The organism is Haloferax sp. S1W (genome assembly GCF_044593955.1).
Classification (GTDB): Archaea; Halobacteriota; Halobacteria; order Halobacteriales; family Haloferacaceae; genus Haloferax.
In genome coordinates this window covers 700,471-717,886 of the sequence record NZ_CP172595.1, presented here as the reverse complement: position 1 = coordinate 717,886, position 17,416 = coordinate 700,471, and the positions used below count along the sequence as shown (strand labels likewise).

At 61.4% G+C, this 17,416-nt stretch carries 16 protein-coding genes and 1 tRNA gene; 5 read left to right on the top strand and 12 right to left on the bottom strand.

The window, feature by feature from the left end; genetic code table 11:
• Positions 1 to 94: 94 nt before the first annotated feature.
• Positions 95 to 1,297: a DUF3179 domain-containing protein gene (locus ACH9L7_RS03880; protein WP_396612422.1), complete on the top strand. Its 1,203-nt coding sequence runs from the start codon at positions 95 to 97 to the stop codon at positions 1,295 to 1,297.
• Between the two features lie 390 nt (positions 1,298 to 1,687).
• Positions 1,688 to 2,167: an SRPBCC family protein gene (locus ACH9L7_RS03875; RefSeq protein WP_396612421.1), complete on the top strand. Its 480-nt coding sequence runs from the start codon at positions 1,688 to 1,690 to the stop codon at positions 2,165 to 2,167.
• 50 nt (positions 2,168 to 2,217) lie between these two features.
• Here the strand turns inward: ACH9L7_RS03875 and ACH9L7_RS03870 are convergent, their stop codons facing one another.
• On the bottom strand, positions 2,218 to 4,389 hold the full coding sequence (locus tag ACH9L7_RS03870) for a response regulator (protein WP_396612420.1): 2,172 nt from the start codon (positions 4,387 to 4,389) through the stop codon (positions 2,218 to 2,220).
• Between the two features lie 139 nt (positions 4,390 to 4,528).
• Positions 4,529 to 5,425, bottom strand: coding sequence for a DMT family transporter (locus ACH9L7_RS03865; RefSeq protein ID WP_396612419.1), 897 nt, complete (start codon positions 5,423 to 5,425; stop codon positions 4,529 to 4,531).
• Between the two features lie 72 nt (positions 5,426 to 5,497).
• Between ACH9L7_RS03865 and ACH9L7_RS03860 the strand changes: the two genes are divergently transcribed.
• Positions 5,498 to 6,352, top strand: a complete 855-nt coding sequence (locus tag ACH9L7_RS03860) for a DMT family transporter (protein ID WP_396612418.1) — start codon at positions 5,498 to 5,500, stop codon at positions 6,350 to 6,352.
• Positions 6,353 to 6,444: 92 nt separating this feature from the next.
• Here ACH9L7_RS03860 and ACH9L7_RS03855 read toward each other — a convergent pair whose 3' ends face one another.
• The 7 genes from ACH9L7_RS03855 to ACH9L7_RS03825 all read right to left on the bottom strand — a co-directional run bounded on the left by ACH9L7_RS03855 (position 6,445) and on the right by ACH9L7_RS03825 (position 10,959).
• Positions 6,445 to 6,996 (bottom strand): FAD-dependent oxidoreductase, encoded by a 552-nt coding sequence (locus tag ACH9L7_RS03855; RefSeq protein WP_396612417.1) that lies wholly within the window; start codon positions 6,994 to 6,996, stop codon positions 6,445 to 6,447.
• 102 nt (positions 6,997 to 7,098) lie between these two features.
• A complete protein-coding gene (locus ACH9L7_RS03850) occupies positions 7,099 to 7,917 on the bottom strand; it encodes a class I SAM-dependent methyltransferase (RefSeq protein WP_396612416.1) in 819 nt (272 codons plus the stop codon).
• 111 nt (positions 7,918 to 8,028) lie between these two features.
• Positions 8,029 to 8,760: a 7-cyano-7-deazaguanine synthase QueC gene (gene queC, locus ACH9L7_RS03845; protein WP_396612415.1), complete on the bottom strand. Its 732-nt coding sequence runs from the start codon at positions 8,758 to 8,760 to the stop codon at positions 8,029 to 8,031.
• Positions 8,761 to 8,790: 30 nt separating this feature from the next.
• Positions 8,791 to 9,564: a 7-carboxy-7-deazaguanine synthase QueE gene (locus tag ACH9L7_RS03840; RefSeq protein ID WP_396612414.1), complete on the bottom strand. Its 774-nt coding sequence runs from the start codon at positions 9,562 to 9,564 to the stop codon at positions 8,791 to 8,793.
• Positions 9,564 to 10,040 carry a 6-pyruvoyl trahydropterin synthase family protein gene (locus tag ACH9L7_RS03835; protein ID WP_396612413.1) on the bottom strand — a complete coding sequence of 159 codons (477 nt, stop codon included), beginning with the start codon at positions 10,038 to 10,040 and terminating at the stop codon, positions 9,564 to 9,566. Before ACH9L7_RS03835 ends, ACH9L7_RS03840 begins: the two co-directional genes overlap by 1 nt.
• 166 nt (positions 10,041 to 10,206) lie before the next feature.
• Complete coding sequence (locus ACH9L7_RS03830; protein WP_396612412.1) at positions 10,207 to 10,590, bottom strand: acyl-CoA thioesterase; 384 nt, start codon at positions 10,588 to 10,590, stop codon at positions 10,207 to 10,209.
• Between the two features lie 90 nt (positions 10,591 to 10,680).
• The gene (locus ACH9L7_RS03825; RefSeq protein WP_396612411.1) at positions 10,681 to 10,959 is read right to left on the bottom strand and encodes a hypothetical protein; all 279 of its coding nucleotides are present in this window, start codon (positions 10,957 to 10,959) and stop codon (positions 10,681 to 10,683) included.
• Between the two features lie 156 nt (positions 10,960 to 11,115).
• On the opposite strand from ACH9L7_RS03825, the gene ACH9L7_RS03820 reads away from it, so the two are divergent.
• Positions 11,116 to 11,406, top strand: a complete 291-nt coding sequence (locus ACH9L7_RS03820) for an antibiotic biosynthesis monooxygenase (RefSeq protein WP_396612410.1) — start codon at positions 11,116 to 11,118, stop codon at positions 11,404 to 11,406.
• 182 nt (positions 11,407 to 11,588) lie between these two features.
• On the opposite strand, the gene ACH9L7_RS03815 is transcribed toward ACH9L7_RS03820, so the two are convergent.
• The 3 genes from ACH9L7_RS03815 to ACH9L7_RS03805 form a co-directional block, all read right to left on the bottom strand.
• A tRNA-Tyr gene (locus ACH9L7_RS03815) sits at positions 11,589 to 11,662 on the bottom strand.
• A gap of 128 nt (positions 11,663 to 11,790) precedes the next feature.
• On the bottom strand, positions 11,791 to 13,830 hold the full coding sequence (locus tag ACH9L7_RS03810) for a DEAD/DEAH box helicase (RefSeq protein WP_396612409.1): 2,040 nt from the start codon (positions 13,828 to 13,830) through the stop codon (positions 11,791 to 11,793).
• Between the two features lie 99 nt (positions 13,831 to 13,929).
• Positions 13,930 to 14,388: a hypothetical protein gene (locus ACH9L7_RS03805; protein WP_396613217.1), complete on the bottom strand. Its 459-nt coding sequence runs from the start codon at positions 14,386 to 14,388 to the stop codon at positions 13,930 to 13,932.
• Between the two features lie 1,646 nt (positions 14,389 to 16,034).
• On the opposite strand from ACH9L7_RS03805, the gene ACH9L7_RS03800 reads away from it, so the two are divergent.
• Positions 16,035 to 17,240, top strand: a complete 1,206-nt coding sequence (locus ACH9L7_RS03800) for a Cdc6/Cdc18 family protein (RefSeq protein ID WP_396612408.1) — start codon at positions 16,035 to 16,037, stop codon at positions 17,238 to 17,240.
• The last annotated feature ends 176 nt before the right edge of the window (positions 17,241 to 17,416 follow it).

Sequence of the window (17,416 nt, the reverse complement as noted above, 5' to 3'; positions counted from 1 at the left end):
CGCTTTTGACTCCGGTGGACTACCTCCCGAGCGGCCGTGCAATTCTCTCACCCGACCGCTCGGCTGTTTTTCCCGTGGGGCGGCAACACACTGCATGGACAGGCGAGCGTTTCTCGCGCTGGCAGCGACCGGCGGCGTGTCGCTCGCAGGGTGCGGAATCAGCGCCGTCGGCGATATCCGAGCCACCGCGTCGGCGAATGGCGTCGGCCCGACAGGTGACCCAACAGGCGCGAGTGGCGACGCCGCGGTGGGTGGGGAAGAGTCGCGGCCGATTCCGCGAACCGTGTCCCTTCCCGTGCCCAAGTCTGACCTCCGAAAGTCGGTTGCGAGAGACGCGATTCCGGCCATCACCGACCCCGTGTTTGCCCCCGACTGGGACGACGTGGAAATCGAACTCGACGGCGGGACGTATCGCCCGCAACTCGGCGTAGACGACCTCGTTGTCGGCGTCGAGTTAGATGGCGAAGCGCGAGCGTACCCGCTTCGGGTGCTGAGTTGGCACGAAGTGGTGAACGACCGCTTCGGCGACCTGCCGGTTCTCGTCACCTACTGTCCGCTCTGTCAAAGCGGGATGGTTGCAAAGCGGGTCGTGGATGGCGAAGCGGCCACGTTTGGGGTGTCCGGATACCTCTGGCACGAAAACCTCGTCATGTACGACAACGCCACCGAGAGCCTCTGGAGTCAGTTGCTCGCGACCGCGATTCGCGGTCCCGAGACGGAAACGCAGTTGGAACTGCTCCCCTCGACGGTGACGACGTGGGGCGAGTGGCGAGATGCCGTCCCCGAGACGACGGTGCTGCTTCCACCGCCACGTTCTGACACTGTCGTCGGCGAGGTTCGGTTCAACTACGGCTTCGACCTCTACGACCAATGGGCCAAAGTTTGGGATGCCTACCCCGACACCGCACCGGGCGACACGGGCGGTGACACCCGCCTCCGCGCCCGTGAGTTGGTACTCGGCATTCGTGATGGGGACGTTTCCCGTGCGTACCCAGAGACGCAGGTCGGGTGGGTGAAACTCGTCGAGGATGTCGTCGGCGACGTACCCGTCGTCGTTGCGTCCATCCCCGGATACACGCTCGTCGCCTACGACCGCCGAGTCGGGGGGATGACATTCCAGTTCGAGCGCGAAGGGGGTTCCCTTGTCGCAGGCGGGTCCCGTTGGAACCTCCAGACGGGCGTCGCCGAAGACGGGCCGTACGAGGGAATCCAACTCCGGCGAGCGAACGAATACGCACCGATGCTGTGGTTCGCGTGGTTAGCATTCAACCCCGACACGGAGGTCTGGGAACCCTGAATCACGATACGGAAGTTCGGGACCCTGAATCACGATACGGATGTCTGGGAGCCCTGAAACCCGACACGGAAGTCTAGATACACCTGAAGCCCGCCACCGAGCGGTGCCGGACGTTGTGCAACGGACGAAAGTCGGGAAAAGATGATAAATGGTTAATAGGTTCCGCGTGATGGGTGTCTACACCGCGGCACACGTCGCGGTGAAACGCCAGCCCCGAGTCTCCGCCCTTCAGTGAGCCCGAATCCATCGCGGCTGGTGTTTGCCCTTGCCCACGCCCGCGCGCCCCCACTGCGTGAGTCATTCGCGCGGGCGAATTCCACGTCTGCCGAGCAGTTGCACCGCTGTCGGTCCGGCAGCATCGCTTTTCCACGTTCACTCCGAAAGACAGGTATGCCGGTTTACAAGCGCCGAACCCACGTCGACGCGCCACTCGAATCCGTCTGGGAATTCCACTCCGATATCTCCGGTCTCGAAGCGCTCACTCCCCGGTGGATGAATCTGGAAGTCGAAGCGGTTCGCGGTCCAGACGGAAACGAGACGCCCGAAGAACTCGTCTCCGGGACCGAAATCGAGATGTCCATGCGGCCGTTCGGCATCGGCCCGCGACAGCGGTGGACATCGAGAATTCTCGACCGCGGCGCGAACGAGACGACTGCGTGGTTCCGCGACGACATGACCGGCGGCCCGTTCGCTCGTTGGGTTCACACCCATCGGTTCGCCGCCGATGGAGACAGGACGATTGTCGAAGACCGAGTCGAGTATCAACTTCCGTTCGGTCCGCTCGGACGCGCCGCTGGCGTCTTCGGTGACTTCGGCCTCGAACCGATGTTCCGCGACCGACACCGGCGAACGAAGCGATTGCTAGAGTGAGAAAAAGCACCGACTGGCGTACTGATCGGCGGCAGTCAGTCGCCCGGCAGTCAGTCGTCGCTCAGCGAGAACCGAGGTTCGACTTCTGACCGAACGCCGCCCACGTCGAACTCGAATCGTGCGCCGCCGAGGTCGGGTTCGGGAGCAGTCGCGGTAATCTCCCAGCCGTGTGCCTCGACGATGCTCTCGACGATTGAGAGACCAAATCCGGACCCGGACTCGGAGGTTGTGTGGCCGTGTTCAAACACGGTATCGCGGTCGTCTTCGGGGATTCCTGGGCCATTGTCGGCGACGTAGAAGCCCGTCCCTGTCGGGCCGACGCGAACGACCGTCTTTCGCTCCGACGAATCGGAAACAGCGTTATCGGGAGGCGACGTGTCCGTGGCGTGTTCGGCCGCACGATTCGCCTCCGCGTTCGTCCCTGCAGAACCACTTTCGACAGCCTCGCCGGAAGAACCGATTTCGACAGCCCTGTCCGAAGAACCGTTCGTGAGCGCGGTGACAGATTCCTCGCTGGATTCCACCGACCCGTGCTCGACCGCATTTCGGAACAAGTTCTCGAACGCCTGCTGGAGTCGGCCCTGGTCGGCCTGCGCCGACCCGAGACCGTCTTCGACGACGAGTTCCGCGTCGCCTGTCTCGACCGCTTTCCACGCCCGTTCGGCCACCTGCTCGATTGAAACCGGCTCCGTGTCGCCGACTTTTCGGCCCTGTCTGGCGAGTGTGAGAACGTCGTTGAGAAGCGTGTCCATCCGAGTGAGACCGTCGATTGCTCGGTCGAGATACGATACGTCTCCCTCCTCGCTGGCGAGTTCGACGAACCCCTTGGCGACGTTGAGCGGATTCCGAAGGTCGTGTGAGACGACCGACGCAAACTCTTCGAGTCGCTCGTTCTGTCGCTGGAGTTCGTGTTCGCGGCGCTGCCGGGCGAGCGTGTGCGCGACGTTGTCGCCGACGGACCGAAGCAAGTCGACCTCGGTGTCTGTCCACGACCGGCCTACGTCGGTCACGTCGAAGACGATGAACCCGATGAGCGTCCACTTCGAGACCACCGGTACCGAGACGAACCCACCTGTGTCGGCCGCTTCGAGGATTCGCTTGGTGTTCGACGCCTCCGGCGGGAGGTCGGACGTGTTGTGAAGTCGAATGTTCTCGAAGCGGTTGAGGCGCTCGACCAACCAGTCGGCGTCGTCGAGTGCGACGCGCCGGGGATGGTCGATATGACAGGAGTCTTTCTGCCAATTGTGCATCTGCACGGCGACGTTCGTCTCGTCGTCGTAGAGATACACAGAACAGCGTGCGAGGTCGGAGACTTCGCCGACGGTCTGGAGCGTCCACTCGATTTTCGTACCGATTTCGTCCGCCTCGGCGCTCATCAGCGACGTGGACGTGTCCAACACGGCGTCTTTCAGTCGCGTCTCGTAGTGGAGTCGCTCGCGGTGGCGACTGCGCTCTGTCACGTCCTGTAGCGTGCCGATGACACCGGGTTCCTCGTCGCCTTCCTGACGGGCCGCGAGGTGTCCTTCGCACAGTATCTCGTCGTGGTCGGCGTTCGGTCCCGGTGCGAGGATAGTTTCGAATCGCTCGGTGTCGGTGCCACCGCGGGACGTGACCGTCTCGAACGCGTCTGAGAGGTCGTTGCTCCCGTCGGTGGCGATATCGGTGAACCGCTGCCCGAGGATGTTGCCGCGTTCGTACCCCGTCAGGTCGCAAAAGACGCTGTCCACCGCGGTGAAATGGCCGTCTTCGTCGAGCGAGTAGACGCCGCTATCGAGGGCCTCGATGGCAGCACCGTATCGCTCTGACGCCTCTTTCGCACGGTACTGCGAGACGGCGTTGAGAACGCGGTTTGCGAGAACGGTGTACTGGTCTGTCCCCGTGTTCTTCTGCATGTAATCTGTGGCACCGACGCGAAACGCATCGCGTGCGACCTCCTCGGACCCCTTCCCGGTAAAGAGGATAAACGGGAGGTCGGGATGCTCGGAGCGAACTGCACGGAGAAATTCCAATCCATCGATGTCCGGCATGTCGTAGTCGGAGACGACACAGTCGACCTGCTCTTCGCGCAAGCGGTCGAGCGCGTCCGCTCCGGAACTGGAAGTCGTTACCGAGAGGTCAACGTCTCCCGACTCCCGTTCGAGGTAGACAGATACGAGGTCTGTGAGACTTGGTTCGTCATCGACGTGGAGAACACGAACGTCGATACCAGACCCGTCGTCCATACACATATGCGTGGAGTCACAGTAATGAGCGTTGTGTTGTAGTTATCAATCATGATACACACTTTGTCAAATCCCCTCAAAAAAAGAGAGACAGGAAGTACCGAACAGCACTCGTTCGCCAAAAATCAGCCGCGATAGATTATTTGGCGGTGACATAAATGCCAGTGAGGACGATAGCACCACCGACCACGAGTGGGGGGCTGGGAATCTCACCAAAGAGAAAGAGAGCGAGGATGGTACTTCCGAGTGGTTCGCCGAGCAAGGAGACAGAGACAACACTCGATTCGAGATGAGCGAGTGCCCAGTTGATGACCGTGTGGCCGAAGATGCCCGGTCCGACTGCCATCGCGAGAAACAAGACCCATTCACGAAGCGGGTAGCCGGTCAGCGAGTCACCGTTGCCGACGGCGACAGCGAGTAGCGTGGCGGCACAGACGCTGTAGACCACGACGACGTACGGGACGAGCGCGACCCGACTTCGGACGCTCCGGCCGGTGAGTACGTACGCGGCGGCAGTTACAGCACCCACGACGGCCAGCGCGTTTCCGAGAAGCGGCTGAGGTGCACTCGTCGGTGCTAGCAGGTCAGACACCGACATCACGACCATGCCGACGAGCGCGACGGCGATTCCGGCGGCGGTTCGACGGCCGACGCGCTCGTCTAAGAGCGCCCACGCGCCGACGGCGACGAATAGCGGTTGCGATTGGACGAGTGTGACGCTCGCTGCGACCGTCGTGTGGTTAAGACTCTCGAACCACGACGCGAAGTGCGCCGCGAGCGCGACACCGGCCCCCGTGGCAGCGACGAGGTCGCGTGTGGAAAACGTCGAGAGCGTGTCGCGGTAGCGGACGAGCGCCACCGGTGCGAGGAGGCCGACGGTGAACGCGACGCGGTAGAACGCCTTGACGAGACTGGGCGCGGTACTCCACCGAACAAGGATTGCGCTCGTACTCACCGCTAACACCGCGATACCGAGCGCGGCGAGCGGGGAGATTGGTGTATCGTCGGTCGCCGCCCCGAGAATCGGTGTGTTCACATACCGCGCGATGTAGAGCGGTGGCTTACCGCTTGCGAATCGTTTTAGCTATCGGGGCCTCCGACTGGATTCATGGGCGACCGTCTCGGCACCGGGTTCGTACTCCTCTCGGCCATTGGGTTCGGGACGCTCGGTATCTTCGGAAAACTCGCCGCGGCGGAAGGGCTCTCTATCCCGACGGTTCTCACCTTTCGGTTCCTCCTTGCAACAGTTCTCGTCTGGGGGTGGCTGGGCGTCGCTGGCGACCTGAGACGCTTGTCTGGGCGTGACCTCGTCATCGGACTCGGTCTCGGGAGCTTCGGCTATGCGGTGGTGAGCGCGTTCTATTTTATCGGGCTGGAGTACCTGACGGCTGGCCTCACCGGTATCGTGCTGTTCACCTATCCGGTTATCGTCGTCGTGCTCGCCGCGACGCTACTCAACGAACCGGTCACGCGCCGGACGGTCGTTGCCCTCGTCGTCGCACTCACCGGTGTCGTCCTCATCGCCGGAGCTGAACCGGCCAACGTCGACATCCGTGGCGTACTCATCGTCCTTCTCGGTGCACTCATCTATGCGACGTACATCGTCGTGAGTCGCCGACTGCTGACGACGGTCGATTCCCGGACGCTCACGGCTCACGTCCTCCCGGCGGCCGCCGTCTCCTTCATCGTCGTGGGCAGCACAACTGGCCAACTCTCGATTCCGACCACGCTGTGGTCGTGGGTCGTCGTCGTCGCCATCGCCGTCATCGCGACAGCCATGCCCATCTTCACGTTCTTCGCTGGGATGTCCCGCATCGGTGCGAGCCGGGCCAGTATAGTGAGTACAGTCGAACCGGCCGCGACGCTCTTTCTGGGTGCTGTCGTGCTTGGCGAACCGGTGACGCTCGTGACGGTATTCGGCGGGGCGTTGGTCGTCTCAGGTGTCGTACTCGTCGAATCGTGACGGACGTGGTCGGATTCCTCCCACCCCTAAAGGGGTGGGCTCCCTCCTTGCATCTATGTGACGAACGCAGTTTTCGTCAGATCGTGACGAGATTACGCCGCGTCTTCGGGCGTGTTGAAGTCGTGGAAGTGTTCGCCTTTCTCCTTCGAGAGGATGTTGAGCGCGGCGGCGGCACCGTCACCGGCCGAGATGATGGCCTGCCACTCCTCGGTTCGGACCATCGCCCCTGTCGCGTACACGTCTTCTATACTGGTCTCCATCGTCACGTCCACGTCGACAACGTCCTCATCCGTGAACGCGCACCCGAGTTCCTCGGCGAGGTCACGGGTCGAACCCGTTGCGAGGACGACGTAGTCCGCCTCGTGGTCGTCGGCGGCGGTGACGACGAATCCGTCTCCCGACTGCTCGACTGCGGTCACTTCGGCTTCGTGAAGCGTCGCACCGAATCCTGAGACCTGCTCGCGCGCGGTTTCGAGGAACTCGTCTCCGTCTTTCTCCTCGATGCCGAGGTAGTTGAACAGGTACGCGTGGTGTAACCACGTCTCGTCGGTGTCGAACACGTCGACTTCGAGGCCGTTTTTCGCGGTGAACAGGGCGGCGGAGAGTCCTGCGGGACCACCACCGACGACGACTACTTGTGCCATGTCATAGCATGACGTCTTAGAGGCAGATGAGAATTTGGGCCGTCGGCACGCGGGCTACCAAACCCCGGAGTCAGGCTTTCATCTCCGTGACGCCGCCGTCGACTATGACTTCCGCGCCCGAATCAGTGCCTTCGGATTTGCGAATGAGACGACCGACTCCCGCCGGGTCCGCTCGCTTCGCTCACTTCCCCGCCGACTTCCAACTCGCTGGCGTTCGTGAGAACCCTCGTCGAACTCGACTTCGAACAGGTCCTTCGCCTCGTCGGAGGCGTCGCGAAAGCGATGTTCGAGTTCCGCTCGGTCGTCTGGACTCACGCCGGTTCGTTCGGTCCATGCGTCGAATTCGAGCGTGAGTTTCGCCGTCTCGACCGCTTCGATTGTGAGGCCCACGCTCTCGAACCAGTCGCGCCACTGCGAGACGGTGTACAGTTCGACGTGCGTCGGGTCGCGGAGACGTTCGACCCCGTTGAGGAAGTCGGCGAGCGCGGCATCCTCGGGGGCGACGTTGTCTTCGAACGCGAGGACACCGCCCGATTCGAGAACGCGGGCACCCTCAGCGACGAACGCCTCAGGGTCCGGGAAGTGGTGGGCGGCGACCCGGCAGGCGACGGCATCGAACGCGGCATCGGAGAAGGGCAGGCGTTCAGCGTCCGCGACGATACCGGAGACTGGATACTCACGGATTGCAGTGGCGACCATCTCGGGGGACGCGTCGCTGGCGACGACGTCCGGGACGCCCGCCTCGGCAATCGCGCCTGCCGTGTGACCGGCCCCGGTGGCGACATCGAGCGCGCGGGTCGCACCCTGACACCACTCGGCCAGCGTCTTTCGGTCCTCACCGCGGCGGTGGACCTCGCTCTCGAAGTACGACTCGGCCGCGTGGCCGAAGTGTGTCGCCGTCTCGCGCTTCTTGTCGCTCATGGATGGCGGTTCGCGCAGTGCGAGCAAAAAGGAACGTGTGGTGACAGATGCGGCTGTGCGGTCTCACCTGTGAGTGCCCGTCTGCGATGTGAGGCCGTTTTCGCTCCGCCGCTATGCTGCGTCGACGTAGTCGGGGCGCTCCGCGTACGGAATCGGGTCGCGCTCGCCGAGGTTCTGGAACGCCTGGAGACGGAAGGCACACGAGTCGCAGGTGCCGCAGGCCGGTTCCTCGGCGCGGTAACACGACCACGTGTGTTCGAACGGCACGTCGAGTTCGATGCCACGGCGGGCGATATCGGTCTTCGAATCGTGGACGAACGGCACTTCGAGTGAGATGGTCGTCTCGGGCTTGGTTCCGACATCGACCATGGTTTCGAACGCGTCGAAGAACTCGGGGCGGCAGTCGGGGTAGCCCGAGTAGTCCTCGGAGTGCGCGCCGACGAAGACGGCGTCGCACTCGTTGGCCTCGGCGTAGGAGACGGCCATCGACAGCAGGTTGGCGTTCCGGAACGGGACGTAGGAAGTCGGAATCTCGTCGGAGTCCATCTCCGCGTCCGCGACGGCCATCGAGTCGTCCGTGAGCGAAGACGCGCCGATTTGCTTCAGATGGCTCGTCTCGATGTGAAGGAAATCCTTCGCGTCGAGTTCGTCTGCGAGCGCGCGGGCGCACTCGTACTCCGTGGACTCGGTCTTCTGGCCGTAGGAGGTGTGCAACGCGTAGAGGTCGTAGCCGCGAGCCTTTGCTTCGTAGGCGGTCGTCGCACTGTCCATGCCGCCGGAGAGGAGGACGACGGCGCGTTTCTCGTCGGCGTGTGTGTCGTCTGTGTGTATGTCGTCGGTCATGGCTGAAAATCGGAAGAGAACACTGCGTGGTTACGTTTCGGGAGCGTCGTTCCAGAGGTCGACGTGCAGACGGGGCGTGTAGCGGTAGCCGAACTCCGCCGCGAGGTCGGCGACTTCCGTCCGGGTTCGGGCGAGTTCCTCGCGGGTCTGCCCTTCGGGCATGAGGAGGACATCACTGTCGCGAATCTCGCGTTGGGTGACTCCCCGCACGTCGGCCACGAGCGATTCGATTTCGGAGAGGTCGTCGCGGCCCGTAACGACGAACTTCAGTTGTACGTCGGTAGCGTGGTCCGCAAGCGAGGCGAGCGATTCGAGGTCGATTCGCCGCGACTCGTGTTTCTCCGTCCAGCCACCGGGGTCGGCGTCTTCGGGAGCGTTCTCGGGCGTCGGGGTCGACGACGCGAGTTTCGGGCTGATGCTCGCGAGGTCGACCGGTGCGTCGGTTTCGAGCGTGCCGTTCGTCTCCACGGTGGTGTGGTAGTCGTCCGCGAGTCGGTCGAGAAGCACGGACACTTCGTCGTGGATGAGCGGTTCGCCGCCGGTGACGACCACGTGGTCGGGAGCGAGTTCGCGCACCTCGGCGACGATTTCGTCGACGCCCATCCAGGCGTGCGTCGGTTCCCACGAGGTGTGGTACGAATCGCAGAACCAACAGCGGAGGTTACACCCGCTGGTCCTGACGAACGTGCTTGGAACACCCGCGAGTTTCCCTTCACCCTGAAGCGACGCGAACAGTTCGTTGATTGGAAGGCGCTCGCTGTTGGCGTCGGTGTCGGGACGGGAGACCGAGTCGGAAACCGGCATCAGTACCCGGCGCAGAGTTCGCCCGTCTCTCGCACTTCGACCGAGACGTCGGAGACGTTCTCGGGGAGTCGGTCCAGCAACTTCTGTTCGAGGAGGACGGCCATGACTTCGGCCGTCGGCGGGGCGTCGAGAACGACCATCCCGTCGTCGTCGCCGGAGGCCTCGAACGCGTCGACGAGCGGGTCGCCGGATTCGACGAGGAAGCGGTGGTCCCACTCGTCGATGACATCAGTCACGACACCTTTGTCGACGACCCACCCTTCCTCGGTGAGTTCGCCGACGACACGGACGGAAATCTCGTAGTTATGCCCGTGGGGGCGACTGCACCGGCCATCGTGGTGGAGCAGTCGGTGCCCCGCACTGATGCGTATTGGCCGGTCGCGGCCGATGTGGAGGACTCGCTCTCCCGCCTGCGCCACAGTCGTGGCTGTTTCACCAGCCGCCCGATTCGGCGCGCCGGGTGTTCCCTGAGTCATACTCTGAGATTATCCGGTTACTACTTAATTCCGCCTACATTAGTACTGTCGTGCGGATTGGACACAATGGACGACAGTAGAACGAATACGTGGTGCGTTCAGAACACTCCAACGGGCGGATTCGAAAAAAAAAGCGATTGCGCGTCGCAGCGAATGGTCTACCAGCTTACGGCTGGGTCGCAATGGCGTCGCGCCACGACTCGGGGACAGTCGTTGGGCGGCCCGCGTCGTCCATCGCAACCTGAACAGTTTCACCGGTCGCAACGACTTCGCCGTCGAACGAGAGTTCGTAGTAGAGCGGGAAGCTCTTCCCACCGGGTTCTCCTGCCTCGATGGCAACGTCGACGGTTCCGACGCGCTCGATGGGTGCACGGTAGTCGAGTTCGAGGTGGGCGACCACGATGTGCGGGTCCGAAAGCGGCAGGCCGATAACCTCCTCAAAGTACTGGACGCGCGCCTGCTCACAGTAGGTCGCATAGACGGCGTTGTTGACGTGCCCGAACGAATCGAAGTCGCGGAACCTGACTGGTACTTCGGCGACGAAGCTCATTGGACGGCGCGACACGGGCGGAGAATATAGCCCCGGCGGTTCGTCGCTCGCGTCCCGACGTGTGGTAATTTTCCCGGTCGGAGTGCCGGGTCAATTGGCCGTCGAGACGGGTGCGGTTGCCTCAGCGGGTCGCCCCCCGTAAAGCGCGACCACCTTCCAGACGTTCGACCGGGTTCCTGCCCTCGACATCTCGACCGGAACGCGCGTGTCCGCGGGGAGTCGCGCGAGCGTCTCACGAATCTCGTCGGAGGCGTAGTCAACGAGGTGTCGCGTCTCGTTGCGTTCGGTGACTTCGACGACCATCGAACCGTGGTCGTTCATCGGGATTCGGACGCTGACGAGTTCCGGACGAGAAGACTGCGCGGGCATACGCAGTGTCTACGGGCCGTCCCAGCTTAAGCAGTTATATTTTTGGTATGTTTTGGTATAGACCGTCAATAGCGGTGGGTAGCCGTCGTGAACGGGACCGCGTCGAAGTAGTATATCTATATGCTGTCACACAACATACAGTCGTTCGGTGGGGAAATGGCATACTTACACGTGAAAGCAACCGTTGACGACTACGACGACTGGAAATCGTCGTTCGAGGAGTATCATTCGAAGCGGGCCGAGTTCGGGGGAAAGAGCTACCAACTGTACCAGGCGACCGACAATCCGAACGAAATTGTGGTCGTCATCGAATTCGATTCGGAGGAGAACGCGCGCGAGTGGTCTGCGTACCTCGAAGACGAAGAGGAGCTGACCGAACCAGATGTGGCCGACATCGAACTGACGTACCTCGACCTGGTCGAACAGAAGCAGCTCTCTGCTGTCTGACGGCCTCTTCTTTTTTGGAGTTATTTGTGCTCTCTCCGTCTTCGCGGGCAGAGCGAGTGAAGGCCCGTCGCGAGTGGAGCGAAGCCTCCCCGATTTGAACTCACTCGCAACGCTTCGCGTTGCTCGCTGCTCAAATCGGGTCGAGACGGACGTTTCACTGCTCACGTTGTTCGCAGGAAAAGTCCGCTCTCCCCGATTTGAACGGGGGACAAGCCGATCTACAGTCGGCTGCTCTGCCAGGCTGAGCTAAGAGCGGTCAAGAGATTCTGAATCAACGCCGAGACTTAAGGATTCTCATTCATCGCCGTAATCGGGGGACTGAGAGCCGATAGCGTACCGCATTTTTGGGTCGATTGGTGTCCGATGTACCCACCGAATTGGGTGTCACTCCGTCTGCTCGGTGGCAGACGTGTCGTCCCTCGGATAGTCGTCGTGGCTCGTCTCACGGACGCGGATTCCCTTTCCGGCAAGGTGCTGCATCTGGCGCTGTGCGAAGTCCTCCTCGCTCGTGCCGCGGGTCGCGAGGACGTAGACGAGTGCGCTTCCGGCGGGACGCATGGTCCGACCGGCGCGCTGAGACCCCTGTCTGCGCGACCCGCCGAGTCCGGAGGCGACGATTGCGAGTTCAGCGTTCGGAAGGTCGATTCCCTCGTCGCCGATGCGTGAGATGACGAGCGTGTCGAGGTTGCCATCGCGGAACGACCGGAAGTACGCCTCGCGGTGGTGGTGGCGCGTCTCACCGCTGACGAACGGTACGTCGAGCGCCTCGGCGATTTGCTCGCCCTGGTCGAGATAGTCGACGAAGATGAGCGTTTTCGCGTCGGGATGGCGGGCCCGGAGGCGACGGGCCTCGAAGACCTTCGCGGGGTTCATCGCCGCGAGCATGTGGCGCTCGCGCCCGTCGCTCGACGCCCACTCGTTGCGCGCCATGTCGTCGGCCCATCCGACGTACCGAATCTCGACTTCCGGTTCCTGCACGTGGCCCGCCTCGAACAGTTTGCCCCAGTCGGTTCCGATGGGCGGCCCGACAAGCGTGAATATCTCTGCTTCTTTGTCGTCCTCGCGGATGGGCGTCGCCGACAGACCGAGTCGATGTTTAGACTGGAGGTCGGCGCTCCGCTGGAAGACTCGACTGGGAATGTGATGCGCCTCGTCGTAGATGATGAGGCCCCACCGCCGCGAATCGAACAGCGACCGGTGTCGGTCCATCCCCGCGGTCTGGTATGTCGCGATGGTGACCGGGCGAATTTCCTTGACGCCGCCGTGATACTCGCCAATTTGGTCCGGCGAGAGGTCGGTGTTTGCGAGCAGTTCCGCGCGCCACTGGCGAGCGAGTTCCCGACTCGGGACGAGAACGAGCGTCTCTCCGCCGACTGCGGCGAGGGCACCGATTCCGGCGATGGTCTTCCCGGACCCCGGCGGTCCGACGAGGACGCCAGCGCGCTGCTCGAGGAATCTGTCGACCCAGTCTTGCTGGTAGTCCCGCAGTTCGACGCCGAGTGAGACATCGAGGTGTTCTCCTTCTTCGAGGTCGCGGTCGTCCTCGACGGGGTACCCTGCATCGTAGAGGATGCGCTTGACGGCGGCAACGCTCTCGTCTCTCACCCACGTCTCGGTGTCGGAGATTGGAGCGTAGACGTGATTCTCGTCGAGTTTCTGCATGGCGACGTTCCCCATGAGGCTCTCGGTGGCGGATTCGAGGACGGTATACCCCTCTTCGTGCGTGTAGAGACGGAACCGGTGGGCGCGCTTCCACTGGTCTTCGACCCACTCTTCGAGGTGTGGCGACCGCTCGGGGAGCACCGAACGGAGCATGGCGAGCAGGTCCGAAACATCGTCGAAGGGAGCCTGCCACACGTCCTCCTGACGGATTCTGTATAGGTATCCCCGTCCGCGACCCTCCCGGTCTCCGGTCGTATCGACGAGGTGGGCGAACTGTGAGAGTCGAGCGCGGGTGTACTGTGTCGGGTTGTCGACGACGATTTCGCGGCGCTTGGGGAACAACACGACGCGCTCGCGAGAGGCGAGTTGGCCCCACTCGGTCGGGTACCAGACGACCGGGTCGGTCTGGACGTCCACTTTCTGGAGTCGTCCGGCGTCGGCGAGTTCATCGAGGTCCTCGACTGCTTCGGCCTGCGTTACGCCGAGGCGGCGGGCGACTTGCTGCGCCGTCACCACGGGTCGTCCCTCGGCTTCGAGCGCGTCGTAGAACAATTCGAGTGAGACGCCATCGTCCGCATCTTCGTCGTCCGACTGTGGAGTCTCGGTATCCGGGTCGGCTACCTCGGTGGGCGGGACCCGAGAGTCAGCGTCCGGTCCGGTCGTCTCAGCAGCCTCGGAGAGTCGGTCGAGGACGCCATCACCATCGTCTGGCGGGCGGGACTCATCAGGCGGCGTCGAGTGCTCGTCGTCCTCGGCGGTCATCGCCCGTCGTTGGGACGCGAGGGGGAAACGGCTTGCGACACCAACGGCAAAGAATCGAGAGAATGAGTGGTTGTCTCTGAGACAACGGTGTGTCGCGTCTCAGTTGGACGTTCTGGAACTGGACCGAGGGGGAGCCATCCGGTCGAACACGTTTCTGAGGGTCTCGTCGACAGTGATGAAGTCGGGAAACTCTTCGAGTGTCCGAATTTCATCGAGGTAGACGAATTCGACTGGCTCCGGCGGTATTTCTTCGAACACTTGCACAGGTCCATTGTCTGTGAGTCCGATGAAGGGCCGCCCCTCGCGGTCGGTTTGACTCGTCAGTCGGTGTTCCAGATAGAGTTGCGCCGTCGCCAACGCACTCGCTAGCGGTACCTGCCCCGGCGTGAGTTGCCACGTCACGTCGCGGCGTTTGTCGTGAACTGTGGTGACGTACCCGTCGTCGAATCGGAAACAGTCGATGGTCTCGTCTCCGCGAACCCATCGCGTTTCAGTCTGGCGTGACCGCTCAAGCGACCACTTGGTCCCCCTATCGTGCCCGCTCAACCCAGGAGTCATTCGACGGACGCGCTCCCACACGCGACCGAACAGATGCATACAAAGAGGTTCGTGTTCCGGGTTAATTGCATTGACGGCACGAACATCGGATAGTCAGATGCCAAGGAACGTCTTTGGTCACAACAGTAGCCGAGATGATGGACATAACGACCCACAGGTTGAGGGGTGACTGGTGGGTGCTGGTCAACAAAGACTGAGATTGGGAGCGCGTCAGACGGTTGCACACCACGTTTCCGGTGAATTACGACGTGGGTTGCTCAGGAGAGTGAGTCGGTGACTGGAAAGCGAGAATCGGGAACGGATGGCTGGGAGAGAGAGTGTGGTGAGAGAAGAATGGCCGGCAGAGAGAACAGAATGAGGGAGACGATTGGATGTCGATGCGCGTCGTGATGGGGGAACCCACACCTCACTTCCGGTGAATATCGAGAGCAGCCGTACGCGGTTCTAACTGCTGGTCACGCGGTTCGAACCGTTTCTGAATCACAGCGGTGGCGCTCTGAATCACCACAGTGCCACTCTGAATCACCACAGTGCCACCCTGAATCACCACAGTGCCACCCTGAATCACCACAGTGACACCGTAGTTCCGGTGAACTGGCAGCGAATGCTCGAACTCACAAATACTCGAATCGACGGCCGTGTTTGAACCCGCACCTGCCCAAATCGAACCCTGCGTGGACGAACCGTTGCATCGAGGAACGTTATAACACTGACAGACACCACGTTTCCGGTGAAAGAGGAAGACGGTGTGGTCCACCCGGCGATGGAGCAAAGAAGGGACGGTCACAGACACACCGGGTTTCCGGTGAACGAGAGTTTAGTGTCCACGGGGGCAGAGACGACTGAACGTACCGTCTGGGCGACCCAACGAGTAACCGACTGAAGTGGGGGCCGGAACGAATCGCTCCACTTATAACCCACACACCTTGTTTCCGGTGAAACACCCCGTTATAGAGCATGAGAAGGCCGTTTCCAAGAGGCCACGAATTATGAGTGCAATCCGTGGGACACGGCGTTTCCGGTGGGAAGAGTCGGTTGTGGTAGTAGTCCTCTCTCCCACGGTTGAGTGAAGCATTTCTCGGGAGGCCACCCGCATTCGAGCGGGTTCTATTGAACTCCAATTTATTAACCCGGAAGAGAGTACTACACCAAGTATAGGAACTATTAAATAGTTTATCTGTGTTACCGACCATTGATACACTCGCAGACAGAGAACTACTCGACACTCGAGTAGTGCTCGACTCGAAGATGGCATACTGAAGCTGCAGTTACACGGGGACTAGCTGTGGTGTTTTCGAGCTTTTTGTGGTTTGCTTCGTCTCGGTTGCTTCCATCCTATAGAAGCGCGTCTGCCCCTCGCGTCAGTACCTCCGTTTCTGGTCAAGCACCGTGCAAGCCGACGAGAATTAGTGTTCGTCACCAACCAGTTGACCTTCGTTTTTTCTTGACTATTCTGCCGACTCGGGTGGGTCTACCACCCGTTGGATGCACTTGCTCCCCTACCCCCACACCTCGTTTCCGGTGAACCAAAACCCCCGTTTCGTGTGGACGGGAAACGGGGGTTCGTGGGTGTTCATCGGAAATCCGGTGTGTGTGTCCTCGGCGAATGGTAAGCCCTTTCACCGGAAACGTGGTGTGTTGCGAACATGCCTAACGCCAGTGACGACCTCTTTACTCGGGAGGACCCTATCTTCGCTAACAAGGAGTTGTTAGAAATCAATCATCTCCCGGGAGAGGGTCGTATCGTCGGTCGCGACGATGAAATTTCGGACCTTGCGACGGCCGTTAATCCCGCTATCTTCGGACAGAGCCCGAGTAACGTGCTCATCTACGGAAAAACCGGGACCGGAAAGTCACTCTGTGCGAAGTACGTCTCACAGCGATTGGTCGACACAGCGGAGGAAGAAGGCGTGAAAGCGACGTTTGCATACGTCGATTGCGCGCAGGACACGACCGAAACGCAGGCCGTCCAGACTATCGCCGACAGCGTCAACGACCCCGCATTCACGAGTATCAAGGTTCCGGACAAAGGGCTGTCTACCTCGACGTACTACAAGCGTCTCTGGCGTATTCTCGACTCTCTCTACGATGTCGTTCTCATCATCCTCGACGAAATCGACAAACTAAGCGACGACGACATCCTGATGCAACTCTCCCGGGCGGGCGAGGCTGGAAAAATCGCCGGGTGCAAACTCGGCGTCATCGGCATCAGCAACAAGATTCAGTACAAAGACCGGATGGACGAGCGCGTCAAGTCGAGCCTTTGCGAGCGCGAGTTCGTCTTCCCGCCGTACGATGCGAACCAACTCCGCGACATCATGGACGCCCGGAGTGACGCCTTCCGCGACGACGTTCTCGACCCATCGACCATCCCGCGGGCTGCCGCACTCGCCGCCCGCGAACACGGTGATGCACGGAAGGCAATCGACATCCTCCGGTACGCTGGTGAGATAGCACAGTCGACCGGTGCGAGTACGGTCAAAGAGGAGTTCGTCACGCAGGCGCGCCAGCGCGCGGAGACTGACCGCTTCCGCGAACTCATCCGCGGGTCCACGCCTCACTCGCGGTACGTTCTCCAGGCGCTGGCGATTCTCTCGCTGTCGAATCAGAAGAAAGACGGATTCCGAACGAGTCGCGTCTACGAAGTCTACGAGAACATCTGTCGGCAGCAAGGCTCCGATAGCCTCTCACTCCGCCGGGTCCGTGACCTGTTGAAAGAACACGCCTTCCTCGACATCATCGAGCAGTCGAAACACAGCGGTGGCAGTGCGGAAGGTAGCTACACGAAACACCAACTACTCGAGGATCCGGACGTGGTGAAGGATGTCCTCACAGAAGACGTAGATATCTGAAGGGAACACACCACGCCCAACTGCTTTGGAGGACCGAATTGAAAGCGGGGCACGGATCTACACCGCTGCGAATCAGCTTATGACGAGACATAACTTATATTTTATCGCCGATATATGTGATTGAAATAATCACGTGTGACTGGACCGGTCACACCCGCTGTCCCACTTCCTACATG